We start from the raw sequence: 24,183 nt of genomic DNA on the forward strand, positions 1-24,183 counted from the left end.
AGCGGCTCCTCACCGTCCGCTGGGCAGCTTTCGCCCACCCGGCCACTCGATCGACGGGTCTCAGTCGACCGGTTCGAACATCTTGGTCTGGGAATTGATGGCCCACAGGTCGCCGCTGTCCAGGTCGAACCACCAGCCGTGCAACTCCAGCGACCCGGCCTCGACCCGCTCGCGCACGAAGGGGAAGGTCATCAGGTTGTCGACCGAGGTGCGGACGGCGGCGCGCTCGATCACGTCGGGCTTCTGCTGAAGGCGCTCGAACTCGGCCTTGCGCCGTTCCTCGTCGGTGTCCCCCTGGGCGGGCGGGATGTAGGGATCGAGCGCCGCGCTGGCGATGGACACCCAGGGCGACACGAAGTCGTTCTGGTCCGGCTCGCCCTTGCGCAGGCGGATCAGCCCCTGGATGCCGCCGCACAGGGCGTGGCCCAGCACGATGACGTGGCTGACCTGGAGCACCCGCACGGCGTATTCGATGGCCGCCGAGGTGCCGTGGTAGCTGCCGTCCGGCTGGTAGGGCGGGACGAGGTTGGCGACGTTGCGGACGACGAACATCTCGCCCGGTTCGGCCTCGGTCAGCAGCGCGGGATCGACGCGGCTGTCGGAGCAGCCGATCATCAGGATCTTCGGCTTCTGCCCCTGCTCGACGAGCTGGCGCATGCTGTCGGGGCGGCGCTCGTAGTAACGCGCCCGGAAACCTTTCATCCCGGCGAGAAGCTGACGAATCGGAACGTCCTGGTCGCGGGTGTGTGGCATCGTTCTGATACCCTTCTTCGGTCGGGATTTAGCGGATGCGGTATAGCCCAGGCCGGATCATGTTTCCAGAACCTCGGCAGGCGCCGGCTCGCCCCAGCGGCGGACGATGCCCGCGTCCAGGCCGAACAGGTCGAGCGCGCGCCCCACGGCATGGTCCACCAGATCGTCGATGGTCTGCGGGCGGCTGTAGAAGGCGGGGACCGGCGGGGCGATCACCGCCCCCATCTCGGCCAGCTGGGTCATCGTGCGCAGGTGCCCAAGATGCAATGGCGTCTCGCGCACCATCAGCACCAGCGGGCGCCGCTCCTTCAGCGTGACGTCGGCGGCGCGGGTCAGCAGGGTGGAGGTCACGCCCGTGGCGATCTCGCTCATCGTGCGGACGGAACAGGGGGCAACGATCATGCCCATGGCGCGGAAGCTGCCGCTGGCGATGGCCGCGCCGATGTCGGCGGCGGCGTAGGACACGTCGGCGAGAGCGCGCAGCTCCGCCACCTTCATGTCCGTCTCATGGGCCAGGGTGACCTCGGCCGACCGGCTGACGACGAGGTGCGATTCGACGCCGATCCGGCGCAGCACGGACAGCAGCCGGATGCCCAGGATCACGCCCGAGGCTCCGCTGATTCCGACGACAAGACGGGAGGGTGCAGTCATGCCGAAGAAGTAGCGCGCGGGCCGGGCGCCGTCCAGAGCGCGATCTTCACGGATTCCGAAGGGCCGGGCGCATTCCGAAGAACCGGTCGCCGGGGGCGGAGGGACGGACCGCTCCCGGCGCATAAAAGCAAAAAGCCCCCCTCCCGCCGGGGGAGAGGGGCCGGGAAAGCGGCGTCAGCGCGCCTCTTCCCGCTCCGAATAGGGCGACTCGTCGCCGTAGCCTTCCTCGCCGTCCTGGGCCTCGCGCTCCTCCTGCGACAGCGGGACGCCGCCGCGGCGGACGGCCAGGGCCAGGGCCTCCTCCAACTCGCGCTGGGTGCAGAGGCCGAGCAGCACGGGGTTGCGCGGCTTGATGTTCGGCGCGTTCCAGTGCGTGCGGTCGCGCACCGCCGCGATGGTCGGCTTGGTCGTGCCGATCAGGCGGCAGAGCTGGGCGTCCGACAGTTCCGGATGGTGCTTCAGCAGCCAGGCGATGGCGTCCGGCTTGTCGCCGCGCTTGGTGATCGGGGTGTAGCGCGGCCCCTTGGACCGGGCCGCCGGCAGCGGCAGGTCGGGGACCAGCAGCTTCAGGCGCAGATCCTGGTTGCGCTCGCAGCGTTCGATCTCGCCCTTGGTCAACTGACCGTTGGCCACCGGGTCCAGCCCGACCATGCCGACCGCCACCTCGCCATCGGCGATGGCCTGGACCTCCAGGGAATGCAGGCCGCAGAAGGCGGCGATCTGCTCGAAGGTCAAGGATGTGTTCTCGACCAGCCAGACGGCCGTCGCTTTCGGCATCAAGGGCAGTGCCATCGTCCCTCCTGACAACTCCAACCCGACCGCACCCGCTGGCGGGTGGCGCGATCGGCCATAACTATACCGGATGGTCCCGAGCTTCGCCCTCCATATAGGGCCGGAACCGGTCGATGTAAGCGTGCTCGGGCAGGCGGCCGGGAAAACCCGGACGCCGATCCTTCTGCTAACCGTCTTGGCGCGCTTTAGCAAGCCCACCCGGCCGTCCGGGAACAAGAATGAAGCGAAAAAAATGCTTGAAAGGGAATTCCCGGCTGTGCTGCCGGGGAATTCCCTTCGCAATTGAACGGTTCGCGGGTGCGGCGACGGTCAGCCCGCCACCTCAGGCCACCGTCATGACGATCTTGCCGATGTGCGCGCTGGATTCCATCAGGGCGTGCGCTTCGGCCGCCTGCTCCAGCGTGAACACCTTGTGGATCACCGGCTTGACCGTGCCGCCTTCCAGCAGCGGCCAGACCTTCTCGCGCAGGGCGGCGGCGATGCGGCCCTTCTCCTCGACCGAGCGGGCGCGCAGGGTCGAGCCGGTGAGGGTCAGGCGCTTGGTCATCACCGGGAACATGTTGATGGAGACCTTCGGCCCCTGCAGGAAGGCGATGGAGACGTGCCGTCCGTCCGGGGCCATGATGCCGATGTCGCGGGCGATGTAGTCGCCGCCGACCATGTCCAGCACCACGTCGACGCCGCGCCCGCCGGTCTCCTTCTGGATGACGGCGGCGAAATCCTCGGTCTTGTAGTCGATGGCGCGGTCGGCACCCAGCTCCTCGCAGGCGCGGCACTTCTCGGCGCTGCCGGCGGTGGTGAAGACCTTGGCGCCAAAGGCCTTGGCGAGCTGGATGGCCGTGGTGCCGATGCCGCTGGAGCCGCCATGGACCAGCAGCGTCTCGCCGGGCTTCAGCGCGCCGCGCTCGAACACGTTGGTCCAGACGGTGAAGAAGGTCTCCGGAACGGCGGCGGCCTCGACCATGCTGTAGCCCTTCGGCACGGGCAGGAGCTGCGGCGCCGGGACCACGCAATACTGGGCGTAGCCGCCGCCGGCGATCAGGGCGCAGACCGCGTCGTCGGCGGCCCACTCGGTGACGCCCTCGCCCAGGGCGACGACGCGCCCGGCGATCTCCAGGCCGGGCAGGTCCGAGGCGCCCGGCGGCGGGTCGTAGCGGCCCTGGCGCTGCAGCATGTCGGGACGGTTGACGCCCGCGGCCTCCACCGCCACCAGAACCTCGCCGGGGCCGGGCACCGGGGCGGGGCGCTGCACGGTGCGCAGGACCTCCGGGCCGCCGGGTTGCGAAATCTCCACGCAGGTCATGCTGTCCGGCAGGGCGATGCCCATGGTGTCTCCCCCATTCCTCGTTGACGCGGTGTCCGCCGATCCGGCCGTCGCCGATCCGGGCGGCCGGGCCGTTTGTGTCCGCAGGCGTCCAAAGTTAGAATTCCGCACCGGCGCTGACAAGCACGCCCCGCCGGCCTTTCCGACGGGCGGGAAGCGGACGGCGCGGGGCAGGGATGCGCGAACACGGGAGGAGACGCCCTATGGACATCGACGATCTGGAGCCGCGCAAGGCCAAGCCGGCGCTGAAGGACCTGACCGCGCTGGGCGTGGCGGAGCTGAAGGACTACATCGCCGGGCTGGAGGCGGAGATCGCCCGCGCCCGCGCCGCCATCGCCGCCAAGGAGGTGCAGAAGAACGCCGCCGAAGCCTTCTTCAAGAAGCCGTCCTGAGAAGGGGGAATGACGATTTTCCCTCTCCCGCCCCGGGAGAGGGAAGGCGCCCGCGCTGCGCGCGGGAAGGGTGAGGGTGCCGGCAACGGGCTGTCATATGATCCTGACCTTACCCTCACCCGGCCCTTCGGGCCACCCTCTCCCGGGACGGGAGAGGGGTATAAGGCCATGATATCTCAGTCCGCGCCGACCAGGTCGCGGTAGCAGTGCCAGGAGGCGTGCCCGATCAGCGGCAGGGCCAGCGCCAGTCCCAGGAAGCCGGTGACCATCCCCGCCGCGGTGAACAGCACGATCAGGAAGGCCCAGCCGGCCATGGTGCGAAGATTCTCGCGCAGCACCGCGACGCTGGTCGCCATGGCGGTGAAGCTGTCGGTCTCGCGGTCGAGCAGCATCGGGATCGACACCACGCTGATGGCGAAGACCGCCGTGGCGATGACGCCGCCGACAAGGGTGCCGGTCAGCAGGAACGGGATCGTCTGGGCCGAGAAGAAGATGCGGTCGACGAGCTGGTCGAAGGCCGGCGGCTCCGTCGCGAAGAACAGCGCGAAGATCAGAAAGGCGATGCGGATCCAGGCCAGCATGGCCAGCATCAGCGCCAGCCCGATCCCGGCGATCTGCACGCCGTTGCGGCGGTAGGCCCCGGCGACCTTCATCAGGGTCGGCGTCTCCCCCCGCTCCAAGAGGCGGCTGGTCTCGTAGAGGCCGACGGCGAAGACCGGCCCCAGCAGCATGAAGCCCGCCGCCATCGGCAGGACCAGATACTGCATGTCCTGCATCGCCAGCACCGCCACCAGGGCGAGGCTGGACAGCACCGCCAGCAGGCCGTAGGCGGCGCTGATCATGGGGCTGGCGCACATGTCGCGCCAGCCGGCGCTCAGCCACAGCCAGGGGCGGTCGACGTCGACGCTGCGGATCCGTGGAAGATAAGGGGCCGGCTTGTGGAACTCGGAGGGTTCCTTGCGCCGGATCGGCCGATGGAATTGGGACGCACCGCGGTGAGACGACATGTCGACCATGATGATGGTCCTCCCCTTTGCCCATTGCGCCTCTCGTGAGGGGAACTGTAGCAAAGCGGTCCGCAGCGATCCAGATTGTCTTATGGACGAATTGTTAGAATACCAAATTGTCACAAAAGCGATACCAAAGCACGGGCTTGGCCGTCACTCGTCCCGCTCGCCCTCCACCTTCTTGCCGTCCAGCTCGGCCGCGCGGCGCTCGGCCTCCTGGCGGTCGCGCAGCTTCTCGGTCTTGGTGCGGCCGAAGCGGATGCGGTTCGCCTCGGCGTTTTTTTCACGCTCTTCCTTCTGGCGCATCTTCCGGAAGCGGTTCAGGTTCACGACATCGGCCATAGGGCGCGTCTCCTGAGGGCGGGGCGTATCGTCTTTTGGACAACTCGGCCGTTGGAATGCCCAAATTGCTTGTTTTCTTTCGGGACGATAGTTTAGCGAAACCCCGTGCCACCCGGAAGACCGGAGCGGGCGCCAGCGGTTCTCGCGGCTTGTGGCGGAAACACGGCGACTCAACAGCCGAACGGTGGGGAAGGCGCGTCAACCGGTGAAGAGATTCCTGATCGCAGCTCTGATACTCGTCGGTCTGTTGGTGGCCGCGGTGCTGATCGTGCCGAGCGTCGTCGATTGGAACGCCTACAAAGCCCAGATCGCGGAGCGGGTGTCCGCCGCCACGGGGCGCGAGGTGGAGCTGAGGGGCGACATCGGCCTGTCGCTGCTGCCGGCCCCGGCGCTGACGGTGCGCGACGCCCGTCTGGCCAACGCGCCCGGCGGGTCGGAGCAGGACATGGCCCGCCTGAAGGAGCTGGACGTCCGTGTGGCGCTCGGCCCGCTGCTCAGCGGCCACATCCAGGTGCAGAGCATCCGCCTGATCGACCCGATCTTCCTGTTCGAAACGCTGCCCGACGGTCGCTTCAACTGGGATATGTCCGGCGCCGGGCGCCCGGCGGGCGGGGAGCGGAGCGGGTCCGGGGACGGGCTGGCCTCGGCGGTCAGCTTCGATCAGGTGACGGTGCAGAACGGCACCATCCAGTACCGCGACGCCCGCACTGGCCAGTCGGAGGTGATCGACCAGGTCGATGCGCGGATCGTTGCCGGCAGCTTCACCGGGCCGTTCCAGGGGCAGGGCAGCTTCCGGGCGCGCGGCGTGCCGCTGCGCGGGGAGATGTTCGTCAGCCGCCTGATCGACGGCGCCGCCGTCCAGGTCCGGGCGGCGCTGTCGATGGCCGACACCGACGCCACGCTGCGCTTCGCCGGCATCGTCACCAACCCGCCGGGCAGCGGCGGGTCGCGCGCCCAGGGCGACCTGCGCGCCGAGGGCAGCGACCTGTCCCGCGTCCTGGCGCTGGTCCGCAACGGTTCGGCGGCCGGCGAGGACAGGAAGGCGAACGCGCTGCTCGCCCAGTCCTTTGGCATCCGCACGGCGGTCGAGGCGTCCCCGACCGCGGCCAGCTTCACCAACCTGGAGGCGCAGCTCGGCGACACGCGGGCCACCGGCACGGCGACCCTGCGCGGCGGAACGCCGGCGCGGGCGGAGCTGACCCTGGCCCTGAACCGGCTCGACCTCGACGCCTGGCTGGACCGCGCCGGTTCGGGCGGTGGCTCGCCGACCGGCCAGCCCGCCGCCCGCAATGGAAACGGCGTCAAGAGCGCGCCGCCCAACGCCCCATCCGGGGACGCTCCCTCGGGTGGCGCTCCCTCGGGTGGCGCTCCCTCAGGTGCTGCTGGCCAGCCGGGCGGGTTCGTCCTGCCGGACGCGCTCGACGCCAAGCTCGACCTTGCGGTGGACGGCATCACCTACAACGGCGGCGTGATCCGCCAGGGGCGGGTGGAGGCCAGCCTGACCGGGGGCACGCTGAACATCGACCGCGTCAGCGCCCTGCTGCCCGGCGGGTCCGACATCGTGGCGGCGGGCGAACTGGCGGCGGCCAACGGCCAGCCGAACCTGAACCTGCGGATGGAGGCGAACGCCGACAACCTGCGCGCCCTGCTGGAATGGCTGCGGGTGGACGTCCGCGCCGTGCCGGCGGACCGCCTGCGCCGGGCCTCGGTCGCCGCGCAGCTGCAGGGGCGGCCGGGGCGACTGGAGGTGAACGGTCTCGACCTGCGGGTGGACGCCAGCCGCCTGACCGGCGCCGTCGCCTATGTGGACCGCGGCCGCCCGGCCTTCGGAGCCCGGCTCGACCTCGACCGGCTGAATCTCGACGCCTACCTGCCGCCGCCGGGCGGCGCCACCGCGGCCCAGGCCGCTCCCGCCGCGAACGGAACGGGCGCCCCGCCACCCGCGCGCAACGGGAATTCGGCCGCAAACCCGGCGACGAACCCGGCGACGACCCCGGCTCGGCTGCTGGCCGGCGTGGACGCCAATCTGGAACTGTCGGTCGGGCAGTTGACCGTGCGCAACACGCCGGTGCAGGGGCTGCGGCTCGACGCCACCGCCGCGGGCGGCGCCCTGTCGATCAAGGAGGCGACGGTGCAGGACGCCGCCGGGGTGAAGCTCCGCCTGGACGGGCAGATCGCTGGGCTGGAGCCGCTGCGCGGCGCCCACCTGACGCTGAACGCCGAGGCTCCCAGCCTGGAAGGGGTGGCGCGCGCCGTTCCCTGGCCGGAGGGCGCCCCCGCGCCTGAGCGGCTGGGCGCGGTTAAGGCGCAGGCCCGCCTGTCGGGCGACGCCGACCGTCTCGCGGTCGAACTGGGCGTCGAGGCGGTCGAAGGCTCGCTGGAGGCGGGCGGCACGCTGTCGAACGTCGAAAAGGACCCCAGCGCCGACCTCAAGCTGCGCGTCAAGCATCCGGAGCTGGCCCGGCTGGCCGGCCTGTTCGCCGACAACCCGTCCGTCGGCTCCTACGGCCCGATGGACCTCTACACGGAGCTGGCGGGGACGCGGAAGGCCTTCACCCTGGGGAACATCCAGGGGACGGTGGCCGGCGTCACCGTCAAGGGGAAGGCCGGGGCCGACCTGAACGGCAGCAAGCCGCGGGTCGAGGCCGACCTGCAGACCGGCGACCTGGAGCTGGACCGGCTGGCGGCGCTTCCCGCCGCGGCGGCCCGCCCCGCGGGCGCGGCGTCTCCGGCGACCGGGTCTTCTTCGGCGGCCCAGGCGACGTCGGGGGCGCCCGACGCCGCGACGGGAGATTTCAGCGGGCTGCGCCGCTTCGACGGCCGCTTCGCCCTGACCTCCTCCGCCCTCGTCAAGGGCGGCACGCGGATCGAGAACCCGGCCCTGCGCGCCACCGTGACCAACGGCGTGCTGACGGTGGAGCGCTTCGACGGCACCCTGATGGGTGGCCAGCTTGGCGCCACCGGGCGGCTCGCCGCGCCGGGCAACCAGACGCCGACCGCCGAGGCCACCATCACCCTGTCCAAGGCCAAGCTGGCCGAGGCGGTTGGCGGCGGGTTGGGCGGCGGCGCGCTGGAGATCGCCGGGGGCGTGCTGGACGCCGAGGCCAACCTGACGACCAGCGGGGCGGGCGGCGACGCCATGCTCAGGGCGCTGGCCGGTCAGGGCCGGATCAGCGCCCGCGACGGTCTGCTGCGCGGCTTCGACCTTGGCGTTCTGCGCGACCGGCTGACCAGGCTGGAACGCCCGCAGGAGCTGTTGGGCGCGGTGATGGGCGGCCTTCAGGGCGGTGAGACGCGCTTCGCCCGGCTGGACGGCAGCTTCGCCATCGACAAGGGCGTGGCGCGGACCGAGGACACGCGCCTGACCTCCGACCTGGGCGAGGCGGTCGCGGCGGGGCAGGTCAACCTGCCGGCGCAGACCATCGACATGCGCGTCCGCCTGACCGTGCAGTCCGACCAGTCGCTGCCGCCGCTGACCGTCCGCATGACTGGCGCGCTCGACAAGCCCACCCGTTCCTTCGAGATGCAGGAGGTGCAGGAGTATTTCGCCCGGCGCGCCGCCGAAGGACTGCTGAACAAGGTGGTGCCGAAGGACCTGCCCATTCCCGGGGTTGGCGGAAACGCGCCGAAGCCCGACGCGCTGCTGAAGGGGCTGATCGACGGGCTGCGGCGTTGAGAAGGGGAGTGACGGCGCCGCATTGCGTTCAAGCCCCGTGACGCATTGCGTCCAAGCCCGTTGAAGTTCCGTGGGGCGGGTCCCATAATGCGGCAGACAAGAAGCGGAATTTGAGTCGATGCAGGTGGACAATAAGATTCTGGACGATCTGGCCCGCGTCGCGGGCGGCGCGCTCGGCGCGCTGTCGTCCCTGCGTGAGGAAGCCGAGGCGCAGATGCGCCAGCAGTTCGAGCGCGTCCTGTCGCGCATGGACGTGGTGAGCCGCGAGGAGCACGAGGCCGTCCGCGCCATGGCCGCCAAGGCCCGCGAGGAGCAGGAGGCCATGGCCGAGCGGCTCGCCGCGCTGGAGGCCACGGTCGCCGCCCTCCAGGCCGGCCGCGACTCGAAGCCGGACGCGGCTCCTGCCGTTCCGGCCGCTCCGGCCGTCGGCCCCATCGCCGGAGGCGGCAGCGGGCCGGTCTGATCCGGCCCTCCGTCCCGTCTCCGAACCTTCACGGATGCACCGCCGAAAACCAGTTGCGCCGGCCAGACCCTTTTGGCACGGTGCCTTGGGTGGTATCCATCCGTCTGCCAGCCACAACATCTCGGGGCTTCCCCTTCTTGCGCGAAGGCGGACCGGCCCCGGGGCGGTTCCGTCCACCGCGCCTTCACAGGAGGACGCCGACATGTCGGCTGTTGCCGTCGACACCCCCTCATCCGCGCACAATCCCCTGGACATCGTCGAGGAGATCGTCACCGCCAACGAATGGCCCTTCGAGCGGGCCGGCGAGGACGAGCTGATCGTCGAGATCGGTGGGCGCTGGTGCGATTACCGCCTCTATTTCGTCTGGCAGTCCGACGTCAGCGCGATGCAGTTCTCCTGCCAGTTCGACATGAAGGTCCCGGCGGCCCGCCGCTCCTCGGTCAACGACCTGCTGGCGGAGGTGAACGCGCGCATGTGGCTCGGCCATTTCGACGTCTGCTCCGAGGAGCACACCCCGATGTTCCGCCAGACCATGCTGCTGCGCGGCTCGCGCGGCGCGACGGTGGAGCAGCTCGAGGACCTCGTCGAGATCGCCCTGTCGGAGTGCGAGCGCTTCTACCCCGCCTTCCAGTTCGTGATCTGGGGAGGCAAGTCCGCGTCGGAGGCGGTGTCCGCCGCCATCCTCGACACCGCCGGGGAGGCGTGACCGCCATGGCGCACGGTGAGCAGCAGGGGTGCACATTGCTTCTGGCCGGCTGCGGCAAGATGGGCGGCGCGATGCTCGACGGCTGGCTGACGGCCGGAATCGCCTCCAGCGTCGCCGTGGTCGAGCCGTACGGCCTGCCGGAGTCGCTGCGCGGCAACCCGGCCGTCGTTCTGGCGAGCGGCCCCGACGCCGTGCCCGCCGGCTTCACGCCCGATGTTGTCGTTCTGGCGGTGAAGCCGCAGGTGATGGACTCGGTCCTTCCGGCCTACCGCGCGCTGGTCCGTCCCGGCACGGTGTTCCTCTCCGTCGCCGCCGGGAAGACCATCGCCTCCTTCGAAGCGGCGCTGGGGGAGGGCGCGGCCATCGTCCGCTCCATGCCCAACACGCCCGCCGCCATCGGGCGTGGCATGACCGTCGCCGTCGGCAACCCGGTTGTGACCGAGGCGCAGAAGGCGCTGTGCGATTCTCTGCTGCGCGCGGTGGGCGACGTAGCCTGGGTGGAGGACGAGTCGCTTCTCGATCCGGTGACCGCCGTGTCGGGCAGCGGCCCGGCCTACGTCTTCCTGATGGTCGAGGCCATGGCGAAGGCCGGCGAGGCCGCCGGGCTGCCCGCCGAGCTTGCCATGCGTCTGGCGCGGGCCACCGTTGCGGGGGCGGGCGAACTGCTTCACCAGTCCCCGACCGCTGCCGCCGACCTGCGCAAGGCGGTGACCAGCCCAAACGGCACCACCCAGGCGGCGCTCGACGTGTTGATGGCCGGGGACGGCCTGCAGCCGCTGTTCGACCGCGCCGTCGCCGCCGCCGCGAACCGCTCCCGCGAACTGGCGAAGTAAACCGCCATGGCGGCCCTCAGCCCCTCCGCCCAACGGGTCCAGGCCTTGCTGGACGGTTTCGGCCACGGCCACTGCGTGGTCGAGCATGAGGGCAGCACCCGCACGTCGGAGGACGCCGCGAACGCCGTCGGCTGCGCGGTGGCGCAGATTGCCAAGTCCTTGATCTTCCGCGCGAAGGACAGCGGGCGTCCGGTGCTGGTGGTGGCCAGCGGAGCCAACCGGGTGGACGAGAAGGCGGTCGGCCGGCTGATCGGCGAAAAGATCGAGCGGGCCGATCCGGACTTTGTGCGGGAGACGACGGGCTTCGCCATCGGTGGGGTGCCGCCCATCGGCCACGCCGTGCCGCCGCTGGTCCTGATCGACGCCGACCTGATGGGCCTCGACGCCATCTGGGCCGCCGCCGGCACCCCCAACGCGGTCTTCCGCCTGACCCCGGCGGAACTCGTCGCCATCACCGGCGGGCGGGTCGAAACCGTCCGCAAGGGCTGACCGCCCGACAACCGGGCTGGTCAACCGGGCAGGATGCCGCAGCGCGGCATGACCGCGCATCGTCGGGCCACCCCTCTTCCAAGCCTCTGGATTCTCTGGCAAGACTCTTCCCAACGAGTTCTTGAACAGAGACGCATCAGGGAGGCCCCCCGTGACTGACGCCCGGCACAACCCGTACGAGACCGACCTCGACCAGAACGCCGCCAACACGGTGCCGCTGTCGCCGCTGTCGTTCCTGCGCCGCACCGCCGCCGTCTACCCGCAGCGCATCGCCGTGATCCACGGCCCGGTCCGCCGCACCTGGGCGGAAACCTACGAGCGCTGCGTGCGCCTCGCCTCGGCCCTGGCCAAGCGCGGCATCGGGCTCGGCGACACGGTCGCGGTGATGGCCCCCAACACCCCGGAATCCTTCGAGGCGCATTTCGGCGTGCCGATGACCGGCGCGGTCCTCAACGCCCTGAACATCCGCCTGGACGCCGAGGCGCTGGCCTTCATCCTGGAGCATGGCGAGGCCAAGGTCCTGCTGACCGACCGGGAATTCTCCGGCGTCATCTCCAAGGCCGTCCACATGCTGGAGCCGAAGCGCCGCCCCATCGTCATCGACATCGACGACCCGCAGGCCAAGGGCGGCGAACTGATCGGCGAGCAGACCTACGAGCAGTTCCTGGAGACCGGTGACCCGGCCTACGAGTGGCCGATGCCGGCCGACGAGTGGCAGGCCATCGCGCTGAACTACACCAGCGGCACCACCGGCAACCCCAAGGGCGTCGTCTACCACCACCGCGGCGCCTACCTGAACGCCATGGGCAACGTGCTGACCTGGGCGATGCCGCACCATCCCGTCTATCTGTGGACCCTGCCGATGTTCCACTGCAACGGCTGGTGCTTCCCCTGGACGGTCACCGCCATGGCCGGCACCAACGTCTGCGTGCGCACCATCACCGCCAAGGGCATCTACGACGCTCTGGCCGACCTCGGCGTTACCCACATGTGCGGCGCGCCGATCATCATGGGCCTGATCGTCAACGCGCCGGAGGAGCAGAAGCGCGAGATCCCGCGGGGCGTCAAGATGATGACTGCCGGCGCCGCCCCGCCCGCCGCGGTGATCGAGAAGATCGAGCGGATGGGCTTCGACGTCACCCACGTCTACGGCCTGACCGAGGTCTACGGCCCGGTCACCATCTGCGCCTGGCACGAGCATTGGAACGACCTGCCGCTGGAGGAGCGCGCGGCGCTGAAGGCCCGGCAGGGCGTGAACTACGCCACGCTGGAAGGGCTGATGGTCGCCGATCCCAACACGCTCCAGCCGACCCGCAAGGACGGCGTGACGATGGGCGAGATCTTCATGCGCGGCAACACCGTCATGAAGGGCTATCTGAAGAACCCGCGGGCGACGCAGGAGGCCTTTTCCGGCGGCTGGTTCCACACCGGCGACCTCGGCGTCTGGCATCCGGACGGCTACATCGAGCTGAAGGACCGCTCCAAGGACATCATCATCTCCGGTGGCGAGAACATCTCGACGATCGAGGTCGAATCGGTCCTCTACAAGCATCCGGACATCGTCGAGGCCGCCGTGGTCGCCCGCCCGGACGAGAAATGGGGCGAGACGCCCTGCGCCTTCGTCACCGTGAAGGAGGGCAAGCAGCTGACCGAAGCCGAGGTGATCGCCTATTGCCGGGAGCATCTGGCCCACTTCAAGTGCCCGCGCACCGTCGTCTTCACCGCCCTGCCGAAGACCTCGACCGGCAAGATTCAGAAATACGTGCTGCGCGATCAGGCCCGCGCGCTGAACGGAGCGAAGGTGTGACCCTTGTGACCGGGGGCTTCGGCCCCCTTCTGCCCGAGGAACGGGCGGATGCCGCGACCCTGGTCCGCCAGGGTTTCGGCATCCCCCGCGAGTATTTCGACCGGTCGGTGGAGCTGTTCGGGCCGGGCGTGATGCGCGGCCTGCGCGCCGGGCATGAGACGGGCCGCGCCGGTCAGCTCGTCGCCTGTGCCGCGGTCTGGCCGATGGACCAATGGTTCGGCGGACGCCCGGTGCCGTCCTGCGGCGTGGCGGCGGTGGCCGTCGATCCGGCGGAGCGCGGGCGCGGCTACGGCACCGCGCTGATGCGCGGTCTGCTGGAGGAGGCGCGGGCCGGTGGAGCGGCGCTGTCGGTGCTCTACCCGGCGACCCTTCCGCTCTATACCCGCCTGGGCTTCGGGCGGGGCGGGGTGTCTTTCGACTGGAGCGCGCCGCCGGCGGCCTTGTCCGTCGGACCACCACCGGGAGACGGGTGGATTCGCCGGACCGACGCCAGCGACGCCGCTCCCCTTGCGGCGCTACGCCGCAGCCTGCTCACCACCGCCAACGGTCTGGTGGAGCGCAATGAAGGGCTGTGGAGCTTCGCCCTCTGCCCGGACGGCGCGCCGTCGGATGTTTACACTTTGGGTGGTCCTGGTGGGGCTGAGGGATACGTCGCGGTGGCGCCGCCATCCGACCGAAAACTCACGGTGGCGGATCTGTGCCTGCTCAGCCCGCGTGCGGTGCGGCTGGCGCAGGGCTTCCTGGCCGGCTACCGGGCGCAGGTCGACCGCGTTTCTTGGCGCGGTGGGCCCGACGACCCGCTGGTCCTGATGGCGCCGGACAACGGCACACGCGCCGACGCGCGGGACGAGTGGCTGTTGCGCATCCTTGACCTTCAGCGTGCCTTGGAGACTCGCGGATATCCATCAGGGGTTGCGGGCGAATTGATTATAGACGTTTCCGACGCTGTGATTCCGGAGAATTCCGGCAGTTTCCGGTTGTGCCTTTCCGATGGAAAGGCCGTCGTGGGCCGGGTTCCGGACAGGACGGGCGGCCGCGGAAAGCCGGCTGGCGCGGTGCTTTCCCTGTCCATCGCGGCTCTCGCCGCCCTCTACAGTGGTCACAAGGGCCCCCACGCTCTCCGTCAGGTTGGTCTTTTGCGTGGCGGAGAGGACGCTCTGGCGCTCGCGGCGCTGTTCTTCTCTGGACCGGCGCCGTGGATGCCGGACCGGTTCTGAAGCGGTGTTACCAGTCGCGTTTATCAAACCAGAAATTAACCCTTTCTGCTGTATCCCTTAACGACAAAGGCATGACGACGGCCAACGCATAAGGCCGTACGATCCGGGGGAGCCCGATTTCATGACGATTGGAACGCGGATTGCGCTCGGTTTTGCGGCGGTCCTTCTGATGACGGTTGCCGTGGCGTTCGTTGGTTGGAACAGCCTGCGCACCTACGCCGGACGTGTCGATCTGGCAGCCCACACCGCCGAACTGGACGCCCGGCTGAAAACCGTGCGGATCGAGGAAGCCCGCTTCGTCACCGAGCGCGACTCCAAGGCCGCCGACAACGTGCCCGGCATGCTGGACCGGCTGCGCGACGAGGCGCAGGGCACGCGGTCCGCGCTGGAGGACGCCGGCAGCGTCCGGCTGGTCGACGAGATCCTGGCGGGAATCGCCGGCTATCGCAGCGCCTTCGCCAACTTCGTCGCCCAGGACAAGGAGGCCCGCGCCCGCACCCAGAGCATGGAGACGCGCGCCCAGGCCCTGCGGGAGATCGCGGAGAAGATCGGCAGGCAGCAGTCCGACCGCTACGACCAGAACATGATCAGCCTGAAGGACGCGGAGCACGCCGTGCGGCAGAGCCGCGACACCTCCGACCGCGCCGACCGGCTGATCGAGATGGTGCTGGAGGCGCGGCGCCTGCAGTCCGACTTCGCGCACACCCGCAACCCCGCCACGATGGTCGCCGCCGGGGAGGCCATCGCGGCGCTGCTGGCCAACGCCGAGGCCATCGAGAAGGATCTCGTCGGCACCAACGACGAGGAGCTGGCCCAGCGGATCGTCACCATCGCCGGCGCCTACCGGATGGTGTTCGAGCAGGCCCGCGCCGAAGGCGCCGGCGAACCGGCCAGCGGCCGCATCCAGGCGCTGGATCGCCATGCCCAGGAAATCCAGAACCTCGCCCACGAGATGCAGGAGAACCAGGCGATGGTCTCCAGCGCTCTCCAGGAGGCCGCGAACTTCGCCCAGAGCGAGGTGAACGAGGCCGTCCAGCTGCGCGGCATCGCCATGCGCCTGATCCAGGGCGCGCAGTCCGCGATGCTGGGGCAGCGCGACTTCATCCTGATGAACGGTGAGGAGGCCCGCGCGCGCGTGCACGGCGCGGTGAAGGAAACGCTGGCGCTCGCCACCCAGGCCGGGGCGGTGCTGGTCGATTCGGAGGGCCGCGCCCTGATCGCCGCCATCACCGAGGCCGCCCAGGCCTTCGACCGGGAGTTCGCCGCCCTCGTCACTACCAGCGAGAACCAGCGCGCCGCCTCCACAACCATGGCCAAGGCCGCGGGCGACGTCAGCGAGCAGGTGGCCCGTCTCGTCACCATCCAGCGCGACGACCGCGAGAACGGGCGCAGCGGGGCGGAGCTGATCATCATCATCGGCGCCGCCGTGGCGCTGGCGCTCGGCATGCTGATGGCTTGGATCATCGACCGCGCCATCACCCACCCGATGCACGCCATGACCAAGGCGATGGGCCGGCTGGCCGAAGGCGACCTGACGGTGGACATCCCCGCCGGCGACCGCAAGGACGAGCTGCGCGCCATGGCCGAGGCGCTCAGCGTCTTCAAGGAGAACGCCTTGGAGATGCAGCGCATGGAGGGCGAGCGGGAGGAGATGCGCCGACAGATCGACGCCGACCGCCGCCGCACCATGAACGAGTTCGCCAACGGCTTCGAACAGGCGGTGTCGGGCGTCGTCCAGTCGCTGACCGAGTCCGCTGGCAACCTGGGCCGCGACGCGCAGGAGATGTCGTCGGACGCCGCCCTGACCACCGCCAAGTCGAGCGCCGTCGCCGCGGCGTCGGAACAGGCGTCGAGCAACGTGCAGACCGTCGCCGCGGCGGCCGAGGAGCTGTCCTCCTCCATCGCCGAGATTTCCCGCCAGCTCAACAGCAGCTCCCAGGTGGCGGTCGGCGCGGCGGCCAAGGCGACCGAGACCAACGGCATCGTCGAAGGTCTGGCCGAGGCGGCGCAGCGCATCGGGCAGGTGGTCGACCTGATCGGCGAGATCGCCGAGCAGACCAACCTGCTGGCCCTCAACGCCACCATCGAGGCGGCCCGCGCCGGGGAAGCCGGCAAGGGCTTCGCCGTGGTGGCGACGGAGGTCAAGAACCTCGCCGGGCAGACCGCCAAGGCGACCGAGGAGATCTCCAGCCAAGTGGCGCAGATGCAGGCGGCGACGGGCGGGGCGGTGGGCGCCATCCGCACCATCTCCGACGCGGTCGGCACGATCAGCAGCACGGTCACCGAGATCGCCCGCGCCATGGAGCAGCAGGGGCTCGCCACCCGCGAGATCGCCCAGAACGTCAATCAGGCCGCCGAAGGCACGCAGGAGGTGATGCACCACATCGCCGAGGTGACCAACGCCGCCACCAAGACCGGCGGCGCCGCCGACGCCGTCCTGGACGCCAGCCGCACGTTGACCCGGCAGGCCGAGCATCTGCGGTCCGAGGTGCAGGGCTTCCTGAACAAGGTGCGGACCGCCTGATCGCGGTGCGACGGGGACGGGCCGGGGGCTGAAAAATCCCCCGGCCCGTCCCCGTTGCTTTCGCACGGGGCATCTGTTAAGCCGCGCCGAGCCTCACGGACGCGAGATCCCATGGACTTCCCCTTGTCACAGCGCGCTTCCACACGGGGGATTCCCGACGCGGCGCTGGCCGGTCTCGCGGGCGTCGCGGTGGCGGCGCTCGGCCCGCTGGCCTCGATGGCGCCGCGCGGCTTGCCGGTCTGGGCCATCCTGATCGCGCTGATCGGGCTGGCCGGCTTGGCCCGCCGCGGCGCTCTGGGGCGGCTGCAACGGGCGATGCCCGGCACCGTGGTGGTCCTGGCGTTCCTGGCGCTGGCCTCCCTTTCCATCCTGTGGAGCCCGTCGCCGCGCGCCGGACTGACGGTCGTGGAGATCGGCTACATCGGCCTCGGCGCGCTGGCCGGTGGGGCGTGGCTGTCCTCCCTGCCCGGGGTGGAGGCGCGGCGGCTGACCGGCCTGTTCCTGGCGGGCGTGTTCGCCGGCGTCCTGCTGTTCGCCGTGGAAGCCGCGCTGGATTTTCCGCTGCACCGCTGGTGGAACCATGTGCCGGCCGGGATCGAGATCGCCGAGACCAACGTGCCCAAGCGCACGGCGGTTCTGCTCTGCCTGCTCGTCTGGCCGGCGGCGATGGCGCTCGACCGGGCCGGGCGCCGCGGGATGGCCGTCGCCCTTCCCACCGTCTTCGCGGCGGCCTGCCTGCTGCTGACCAGCCGCTCGGCCATGCTGGGCATCGCCGTCGGCGGGGCGGCCTTCGCGCTCGCCGTCTGGTCGCCGCGGCTCGTCCGCGGGGTGCTGGCGGCGGTCCTGGGGATCGCCTTCATCTTCGTTCTGCCGCTGGTGCTGCTGTTCGACCGCGTGCTGAACCTGGACGGCGCCGACTGGCTGTTCCGATCCGCCCAGCATCGGGTTGAGATCTGGGGCATGGCGGCCAGCCGGGCGCTGGAGACGCCCGTCCTCGGGCAGGGCATCGACGCGTCCCGCGCCTTGGAGCCGGACGGTGCGGTGTCGCGCTTCGGCACGCTGACCGACAGCCTGCTGCCGCTGCACCCCCACAACGCCTTCCTCCAGGTCTGGCTGGAGCTTGGCGCCCTCGGCGCCGCGCTGGCCCTGGTGGCTGCGTTGCTTCTTCTCTTCGGCACGGCGCGGATGGAGCGGCGGCTGCAACCCTTCGCCCTGGCTCTGTTCGCGTCGGCGCTGGCGATGGCCAGCACGGCCTACGGGATCTGGCAGGCCTGGTGGATGGGGGGGATGCTGGCGGCCGGCCTGATGCTCCGGCTCGCCGCCCGCACCCCGTCGGGGGGCGAATGACGGGGGAGAGCGGCGTCGGGCGCCGCCGCATCCTGGTCATCAAGCTGGGCGCCTTCGGCGACTTCTTCCTGGCCCAGACCGCCTTTTCGGCCATCCGGCGGCACCACGCCGCCGATCATCTGACCCTGCTGACCCTGCCGTCCCTGGCCCCGCTCGCCCGCCTCAGCGGCCTGTTCGACGAGGTTCTGGAGGACCCGCGCGGGCGGTCCCTCGGCGCCTACCGGCGGGTTCGCCGCCTGCTGCGCGCCGGGCGTTTCGGCCGGGTCTACGATCTTCAGGCGCAGCCGCGCACCGACCGCTATTTCTGGCTGCTCGCCCCCGGTCCCTGGCCGGAATGGTCGGGCACGGCCTGGGGCGCCTCGCACCGCGACCAGTATCCGGGGCGGCGCAAGGTGCCGGTGATCGAGCGCTACACCCGGCAGCTGGCCCCCTTCGGCATCGTGCCGGACGCGGTGCCGGACCTGTCCTGGCTCGACGCCGACACCAGCGGTTTCGGCATCGCCGCGCCCTACGCTCTGCTGATCCCCGGCTCCTCCCCCGGACGGCCCGACAAGCGCTGGCCGGTCGAGCGTTACGGCGCGTTGGCGTGTCTGCTGGCGGCCCGCGGGATCACGCCGGTCGTGCTGGGCACGGCCATCGAGGCGGACCTCGCGCGGGCCATCACCGCCACCTGTCCGCAGGCGGTGGATCTGACCAGCCGCACCAGCGTGCCGGAGATCGCCGGTCTGGCGCGCCGGGCCTGGGCGGCGGTTGGCAACGACACCGGCCCGACCCATCTGGTCGCGGCCATCGGCTGCCCCACGCTGGGTCTTTTCTGTGACGCCTCCGTCCCGATCCAGGCCAATGGGCCGCGCATGGTCGTCCACCACCGGCCGTCCTTCGCCGACATGGACGTGGCCGGTGTCCTGGCGGCGATGGACGCTCTTCCGCCGAGCCGGTAGAGTGCCGCCGATGGTTTTGCAGGAGCCATGAAGGATTTGAGCAGCCAGGACGCCAGCGCCATGCCCGCCGAAGCGGTCACCCTGCCCGCCGGAAAGCCGGGCGGGCGTCTGATGCTGCTCGCCAAGCTGGCGGTGACCCTGGGGGTTCTCGGCGTGCTGGGCGTCAACGCCGACTGGCCGGCCCTGCTGGCGCGCGTCACCGGAGCGGACCCCGTCTGGCTGGCCGCCGGCTTCACGGCGAAGCTGCTCGCCGTGGTCTGCGCGGGGGAGCGGTGGCGCGACGCCCTGCGCGCCGCGGGAGAGCGGGTCTCGCACGGGCTGGCGATGCGGCTCATGTTCACCGGCCTGTTCTTCGGGCAGGTGTTGCCGGGGGCGCTGGGCGGCGACGTGGTGCGCGGCTGGCTGACCTACCGGGGCGGGGCGTCCTCCACCGCCGTGGTGCTGGCCCTGGTGCTGGACCGGCTGCTGGCCCTGGTCGGCTGCATCCTGCTTCTGTTCCTCGGCTTGCCGCACCTCGTGGCGACGGCCCCGCCCTCGGTTGCCTGGGCCGGACCGGTGGCGGTGGCGCTGCTCGCCGTTGCCATGGTCGTGGGGCTTCAGGCGGATCGCCTCCCGCTGCCGGGTGTCCTGCTGCGCCCGCCGGTCCGGGCGATGCAGGCGCAGGTGGCGCGGTTGCGCGCGGCGCTGGTCAGCCGGGCGGCGCTGGCCGGGCTGCTGCACAGCGCGGCGGTTCACGCCTGCACCGTCTTCGCGGTGATCGCCTACGCCCACGCGCTGGGCATTCCCGTGCGGGTCCTGGACGCGCTGGCCGTCGTGCCGATGACCATCTTCGCGGCGGCCCTGCCCATCTCGCTGAACGGCTGGGGCGTGCGGGAAGGGGCCTTCGTCGCCGGCTTCGCGCTCTACGGGCTCGGCGCCACCGACGCGCTCGCCCTGTCGCTGATGATCGGCCTGTCGGTCACCCTGTCGTCGCTGCCCGGCGGCCTGCTCTGGCTCAGCCTGAAGGGGTCTAAAGAGGTTGGGCGCCCCTGAGCCGGGCCAGCGCCCAGCCGGCGGCGTCGCGCACCACGTCGCTCGGGTCGTCCAGCAGCCCTTCGGCCACCTCGGCGTGGCGGGCATCGCCGCTGTTTCCCAGGGCCACCAGAACGTTGCGCACGAAGCGGTCGCGCCCGATCCGCTTGATCGGCGAACCGCTGAACACCTGCCGGAAGCCCGCGTCGTCCAACTGCGCCAGATCGGCGAGCCGCGGCGCCGTCAGCTCCGCCCGCGGCAGGAAGGCCGCCTCGCGGGAGCGCTTGGCGAACTTGTTCCAGGGACAGGCGGCCAGACAGTCATCGCAGCCGTAGATGCGGTTGCCCATCAGCGGGCGCAGCTCCTCCGGGATCGGCCCCTTGTGCTCGATGGTCAGGTAGGAGATGCAGCGCCGCGCGTCCAGCTGGTTGGGGGCGGGGAAGGCGGCGGTGGGGCAGGCGTCCAGGCAGCGGCGGCACTGGCCGCAACGGTCCACCCCCGGCGGGTCCGGAGGCAGTTCCAGCGTTGTGTAGACCTCGCCCAGGAACAGCCAGGAGCCGTGGGACCGCGACACGAGGTTGGTGTGCTTGCCTTGCCAGCCCAGCCCGGCCTTCTCGGCCAGCGGCTTCTCCATCACCGGGGCGGTGTCGACGAAGACCTTCAGCTCGGCCTTGTAGCGGTGGGCGATCCATTGGCCCAGCGTCTTCAGACGGCCCTTGATGAGGTCGTGGTAGTCGCGGTTCCTCGCATAGACCGACACGATGCCGCGGTCGGGATGCGCCAGCAGGGCGCGCGGGTCCTCCGCCGGGGCGTAGCTGGTGCCGAGCGCGATCACGGTGCGCGCCTCCGGCCACAGGGCCTGGGGATGGGCGCGGCGGTCGGCCTTGTCCTCCATCCAGCCCATGTCGCCGTGCCGGCCCTGTCGCAGGAATTCGGCCAGCCGTGCCTTGGCTTCCTCACCCAGCTCCGCCCGCGCGAAGCCGACCGCGTCGAAGCCCAGCGACAGCGCGCGGTCGCGGATGGCTTCGCGGGTGGAGGTGGCGGGATCGGACATGGCGATGGCTTGAAGTGCTAACCCTCTCCCCTCCGGGGAGAGGGTGGCCCGGAGGGCCGGTGAGGGGGATGCGCATGGTGTGAGGTTCGGTAAAAGCGCACCCCCCTCACCCTAACCCTCTCCCCAGGGGGGAGAGGGGACTTTCAGAGATGAAATCCCGGATCAGCCGCGGCCGCGGTAGGTCTGGACGTCCTGCGACGGAATCCACACGCCCTTCGGCGGCTCGCCGGTGGCGTAGAACACGTCGATGGGGATGCCGCCACGCGGGTACCAATAGCCGCCGATCCGCAGCCACACCGGCTTCAGCTCGTCCACCAGGCGCTTGCCGATGCCGACGGTGCAGGCCTCGTGGAAGGCGCCGTGGTTGCGGAAGCTGGTCAGGAACAGCTTCAGCGACTTGGACTCCACCAGCCACTCGCCCGGCACATAGTCGATGACCAGATGGGCGAAGTCCGGCTGGCCGGTGATCGGGCAGAGCGAGGTGAATTCCGGCGCCGTGAAGCGCACGACGTAGTTCTCACCGGGGTTCGGGTTCGGCACGCGCTCCAGCACCGCCTCTTCCGGGGTCTTCGGCTGGACGGTGGCGCCGCCGAGCTGCGTCAGGCCGGCGTAGATGTTCTCAGACATCCGCGGATTCCTTCTTTGCGGGTTTCGCCGGCTTGGCCGGCTTCACCTTCAGGGCGGCCAGCGGGTCCTCGGTCGCCGGGACGTCTCCCTCGTTCAGGCGGGCCTCCAGCGCGCTCGCGACCTCCTCGAACCGGCCGTCCTCGATGGCTTGCCGAAGCTCGGCCATCAGGTCCTGGTAGTAATGCAGGTTGTGCCAGGTCAGCAGCATCGGCCCCAGCATCTCGCCCGCCTTGAACAGGTGATGCAGATAGGCCCGGCTGTGGTTCCGGCACGCCGGGCAGCCGCACTCCTCGTCGAGCGGGCGCTCGTCGTGGGCGTGGCGGGCGTTGCGGATGTTGATGGTGCCACGCCGCACGAAGGCCTGACCGGTGCGGCCCGAGCGGGTGGGCATCACGCAGTCGAACATGTCGACGCCGCGCCGCACCGCGCCGATCAGGTCGCTGGGGCGGCCGACGCCCATCAGGTAGCGCGGGCGCTCCTTGATCATCAGCGGCTCGGTGAAGTCGAGCACGGTGAACATCGTCTCCTGGCCCTCGCCGACGGCCAGCCCGCCGATGGCGTAGCCGTCGAAGCCGATGTCGCTCAGGGCCGCCACGCTCTCCGCCCGCAAATCGGCGTAGACGCCGCCCTGCACGATGCCGAACAGGCCGTAGCCGGGCCGCTCGACGAAGGCGTCCTTGCTGCGCCTGGCCCAGCGCATCGACAGGCGCATGGACGAAGCCGCCTGCGCCTCCGTCGCCGGGAAGGGGGTGCACTCGTCCAGGCACATGGTGATGTTGCTGTCCAGCAGATGCTGGATCTGGATCGAGCGTTCCGGCGTCAGATGGTGCTTGCTGCCGTCGAGGTGGGATTTGAAGGTCACCCCCTCCTCGGTCATGGTGCGCAGGTCCGACAGGGACATGACCTGGAAGCCGCCGCTGTCCGTCAGGATCGGCTTGTCCCAGTTCATGAAGCGGTGCAGGCCGCCCAACTGCCCGACGCGCTCCGCCGTGGGGCGCAGCATCAGGTGGTAGGTGTTGCCCAGCAGGATTTCCGCGCCGGTGGACTTCACCGCGTCGCTGGTCATCGCCTTGACGGTGGCGGCGGTGCCCACGGGCATGAAGGCCGGCGTGTTGATGATGCCGTGCGCGGTGGACACCCGCCCGCGCCGGGCGCGCCCGTCGGTCTTCAGAAGCTCGAACCCGATCCCGGTCATCACACCCTCCGGAGCAGCGACGCGTCGCCGTAGCTGAAGAAACGATAGTTCTGGCCGATGGCGTGCGCGTAGGCCGCCTTCATCCGGTCCATGCCCGCGAAGGCGCAGACCAGCATGAACAGGGTGGAGCGGGGCAGGTGGAAGTTGGTCAACAGAAGGTCCACGATCTTGAAGCGGTAGCCGGGGGTGATGAAGATGTCGGTGTCGCCGCTGAAGGCCCGGATGCTGCGGTCGTCCAGCCCCGCCGTCTCCAGGATGCGCAGCGCCGTGGTGCCGACCGACACGATCCGCCCCCCCGCGGCGCGGGTGGCGTTGATGGCGTCGGCGGTTTCCGGAGAAATCTCGCCCCACTCGCTGTGCATGCGGTGGTCGGCGATGTCGTCCACCTTCACCGGCAGGAAGGTTCCGGCCCCGACATGCAGCGTCACCGGCACGCGGCGGATGCCGCGGGCGTCGAGCGCCGCCAGAAGCTCCGGCGTGAAGTGCAGCCCGGCGGTGGGGGCCGCCACGGCGCCCTCGCGCGCGGCGAAGACGGTCTGGTAGTCCGCCGCGTCCTGCTCGTCCGCCTCGCGCCGGATGTAGGGGGGCAGGGGCATCCGACCGTGGCGGTGCAGCGCCTCCATCAGCGCCGGCCCGCCCTTGGAGAAGCGAAGGCGCACCTCCATCCCGTCCTTGGCGACGACCTCGGCCGCGAAGTCCTCGGCGATGACGATCACGTCGCCGGGCTTCAGCCGCTTGCCGGGGCGGGCGAAGGTCGCCCACTCCCGCTCGCCTTCGCGCTTGTGGAGCGTGATCTCCACCCGCACCTCGCCGCGCCGGCCGTCCAGCCGGGCGGGGATGACGCGGGTGTCGTTGACGACCATCAGGTCGCCGGGCTCCAGCAGGGCGGGCAGGTCGCGAACGGTGCGGTCGTGCAGACGCTCCGCCACGTCGAGCAGACGGGCGGCGTCACGCGGCTTGGCCGGATGCTCGGCGATGCGGTCCGGCGGAAGGTCGAAGTCGAAATCGGCGGTCTTCATGGGAGCCGCTCGT

General features: G+C 70.5%; 22 protein-coding genes. 12 read left to right on the forward strand and 10 right to left on the reverse strand.

Going from position 1 to position 24,183, the window contains the following annotated elements:
* Positions 1–60: 60 nt before the first annotated feature.
* The 4 genes from D3869_RS12040 to D3869_RS12055 all read right to left on the reverse strand — a co-directional run bounded on the left by D3869_RS12040 (position 61) and on the right by D3869_RS12055 (position 3,523).
* A complete protein-coding gene (locus tag D3869_RS12040; protein WP_137140232.1) occupies positions 61–753 on the reverse strand; it encodes a carbonic anhydrase in 693 nt (230 codons plus the stop codon).
* A gap of 57 nt (positions 754–810) precedes the next feature.
* Positions 811–1,404: a UbiX family flavin prenyltransferase gene (locus D3869_RS12045; protein ID WP_041810970.1), complete on the reverse strand. Its 594-nt coding sequence runs from the start codon at positions 1,402–1,404 to the stop codon at positions 811–813.
* Between the two features lie 174 nt (positions 1,405–1,578).
* Entirely contained in the window at positions 1,579–2,196 is a 618-nt protein-coding gene (locus tag D3869_RS12050; RefSeq protein WP_109068042.1) for a DUF1013 domain-containing protein, read from the reverse strand.
* A gap of 322 nt (positions 2,197–2,518) precedes the next feature.
* Positions 2,519–3,523 (reverse strand): NAD(P)H-quinone oxidoreductase, encoded by a 1,005-nt coding sequence (locus D3869_RS12055; RefSeq protein WP_137140233.1) that lies wholly within the window; start codon positions 3,521–3,523, stop codon positions 2,519–2,521.
* Between the two features lie 200 nt (positions 3,524–3,723).
* Between D3869_RS12055 and D3869_RS12060 the strand changes: the two genes are divergently transcribed.
* A complete protein-coding gene (locus tag D3869_RS12060; protein ID WP_137140234.1) occupies positions 3,724–3,912 on the forward strand; it encodes a DUF1192 domain-containing protein in 189 nt (62 codons plus the stop codon).
* A 176-nt stretch (positions 3,913–4,088) separates the two neighbouring features.
* On the opposite strand, the gene D3869_RS12065 is transcribed toward D3869_RS12060, so the two are convergent.
* Positions 4,089–4,928 (reverse strand): DUF2189 domain-containing protein, encoded by an 840-nt coding sequence (locus D3869_RS12065; protein ID WP_137140235.1) that lies wholly within the window; start codon positions 4,926–4,928, stop codon positions 4,089–4,091.
* 144 nt (positions 4,929–5,072) lie between these two features.
* Positions 5,073–5,261 carry a DUF4169 family protein gene (locus D3869_RS12070; protein ID WP_137140236.1) on the reverse strand — a complete coding sequence of 63 codons (189 nt, stop codon included), beginning with the start codon at positions 5,259–5,261 and terminating at the stop codon, positions 5,073–5,075.
* 205 nt (positions 5,262–5,466) lie between these two features.
* Here D3869_RS12070 and D3869_RS12075 point away from each other — a divergent pair, with 205 nt between their 5' ends.
* The 11 genes from D3869_RS12075 to D3869_RS12125 all read left to right on the forward strand — a co-directional run bounded on the left by D3869_RS12075 (position 5,467) and on the right by D3869_RS12125 (position 20,296).
* Entirely contained in the window at positions 5,467–8,937 is a 3,471-nt protein-coding gene (locus tag D3869_RS12075) for an AsmA family protein (RefSeq protein ID WP_137140237.1), read from the forward strand.
* A 118-nt stretch (positions 8,938–9,055) separates the two neighbouring features.
* The gene (locus D3869_RS12080; RefSeq protein ID WP_137140238.1) at positions 9,056–9,400 is read left to right on the forward strand and encodes an accessory factor UbiK family protein; all 345 of its coding nucleotides are present in this window, start codon (positions 9,056–9,058) and stop codon (positions 9,398–9,400) included.
* 202 nt (positions 9,401–9,602) lie between these two features.
* The gene (locus D3869_RS12085) at positions 9,603–10,106 is read left to right on the forward strand and encodes a YbjN domain-containing protein (protein WP_109068036.1); all 504 of its coding nucleotides are present in this window, start codon (positions 9,603–9,605) and stop codon (positions 10,104–10,106) included.
* Between the two features lie 5 nt (positions 10,107–10,111).
* Complete coding sequence (gene proC, locus D3869_RS12090; protein WP_137140239.1) at positions 10,112–10,939, forward strand: pyrroline-5-carboxylate reductase; 828 nt, start codon at positions 10,112–10,114, stop codon at positions 10,937–10,939.
* A gap of 6 nt (positions 10,940–10,945) precedes the next feature.
* Positions 10,946–11,428 (forward strand): YbaK/EbsC family protein, encoded by a 483-nt coding sequence (locus D3869_RS12095; RefSeq protein WP_137140240.1) that lies wholly within the window; start codon positions 10,946–10,948, stop codon positions 11,426–11,428.
* 151 nt (positions 11,429–11,579) lie between these two features.
* The gene (locus D3869_RS12100) at positions 11,580–13,235 is read left to right on the forward strand and encodes an acyl-CoA synthetase (protein WP_137140241.1); all 1,656 of its coding nucleotides are present in this window, start codon (positions 11,580–11,582) and stop codon (positions 13,233–13,235) included.
* Positions 13,232–14,452: a GNAT family N-acetyltransferase gene (locus tag D3869_RS12105; protein WP_247895634.1), complete on the forward strand. Its 1,221-nt coding sequence runs from the start codon at positions 13,232–13,234 to the stop codon at positions 14,450–14,452. The genes D3869_RS12100 and D3869_RS12105 overlap by 4 nt, the downstream gene beginning before the upstream one ends.
* A gap of 121 nt (positions 14,453–14,573) precedes the next feature.
* Positions 14,574–16,976: a methyl-accepting chemotaxis protein gene (locus tag D3869_RS12110; RefSeq protein WP_137140242.1), complete on the forward strand. Its 2,403-nt coding sequence runs from the start codon at positions 14,574–14,576 to the stop codon at positions 16,974–16,976.
* A 123-nt stretch (positions 16,977–17,099) separates the two neighbouring features.
* Positions 17,100–18,323 carry an O-antigen ligase family protein gene (locus tag D3869_RS12115; protein ID WP_247895635.1) on the forward strand — a complete coding sequence of 408 codons (1,224 nt, stop codon included), beginning with the start codon at positions 17,100–17,102 and terminating at the stop codon, positions 18,321–18,323.
* Positions 18,320–19,264, forward strand: coding sequence for a glycosyltransferase family 9 protein (locus tag D3869_RS12120; RefSeq protein ID WP_137140244.1), 945 nt, complete (start codon positions 18,320–18,322; stop codon positions 19,262–19,264). Before D3869_RS12115 ends, D3869_RS12120 begins: the two co-directional genes overlap by 4 nt.
* Positions 19,265–19,300: 36 nt before the next feature.
* The gene (locus D3869_RS12125) at positions 19,301–20,296 is read left to right on the forward strand and encodes a lysylphosphatidylglycerol synthase transmembrane domain-containing protein (RefSeq protein WP_175426449.1); all 996 of its coding nucleotides are present in this window, start codon (positions 19,301–19,303) and stop codon (positions 20,294–20,296) included.
* On the opposite strand, the gene queG is transcribed toward D3869_RS12125, so the two are convergent.
* From queG to queA, 4 genes are all read right to left on the reverse strand, one after another.
* A complete protein-coding gene (gene queG, locus D3869_RS12130) occupies positions 20,274–21,329 on the reverse strand; it encodes a tRNA epoxyqueuosine(34) reductase QueG (RefSeq protein ID WP_137140246.1) in 1,056 nt (351 codons plus the stop codon). The genes D3869_RS12125 and queG overlap by 23 nt on opposite strands.
* Positions 21,330–21,491: 162 nt before the next feature.
* Entirely contained in the window at positions 21,492–21,956 is a 465-nt protein-coding gene (gene queF / locus D3869_RS12135; protein WP_035672604.1) for a preQ(1) synthase, read from the reverse strand.
* Complete coding sequence (gene tgt, locus D3869_RS12140; RefSeq protein ID WP_137140247.1) at positions 21,949–23,151, reverse strand: tRNA guanosine(34) transglycosylase Tgt; 1,203 nt, start codon at positions 23,149–23,151, stop codon at positions 21,949–21,951. Before tgt ends, queF begins: the two co-directional genes overlap by 8 nt.
* On the reverse strand, positions 23,151–24,170 hold the full coding sequence (queA, locus tag D3869_RS12145; RefSeq protein ID WP_137140248.1) for a tRNA preQ1(34) S-adenosylmethionine ribosyltransferase-isomerase QueA: 1,020 nt from the start codon (positions 24,168–24,170) through the stop codon (positions 23,151–23,153). Before queA ends, tgt begins: the two co-directional genes overlap by 1 nt.
* Positions 24,171–24,183: the final 13 nt, after the last annotated feature.

It is taken from the genome of Azospirillum brasilense (genome assembly GCF_005222205.1).
Lineage (GTDB): Bacteria > Pseudomonadota > Alphaproteobacteria > Azospirillales > Azospirillaceae > Azospirillum > Azospirillum brasilense_G.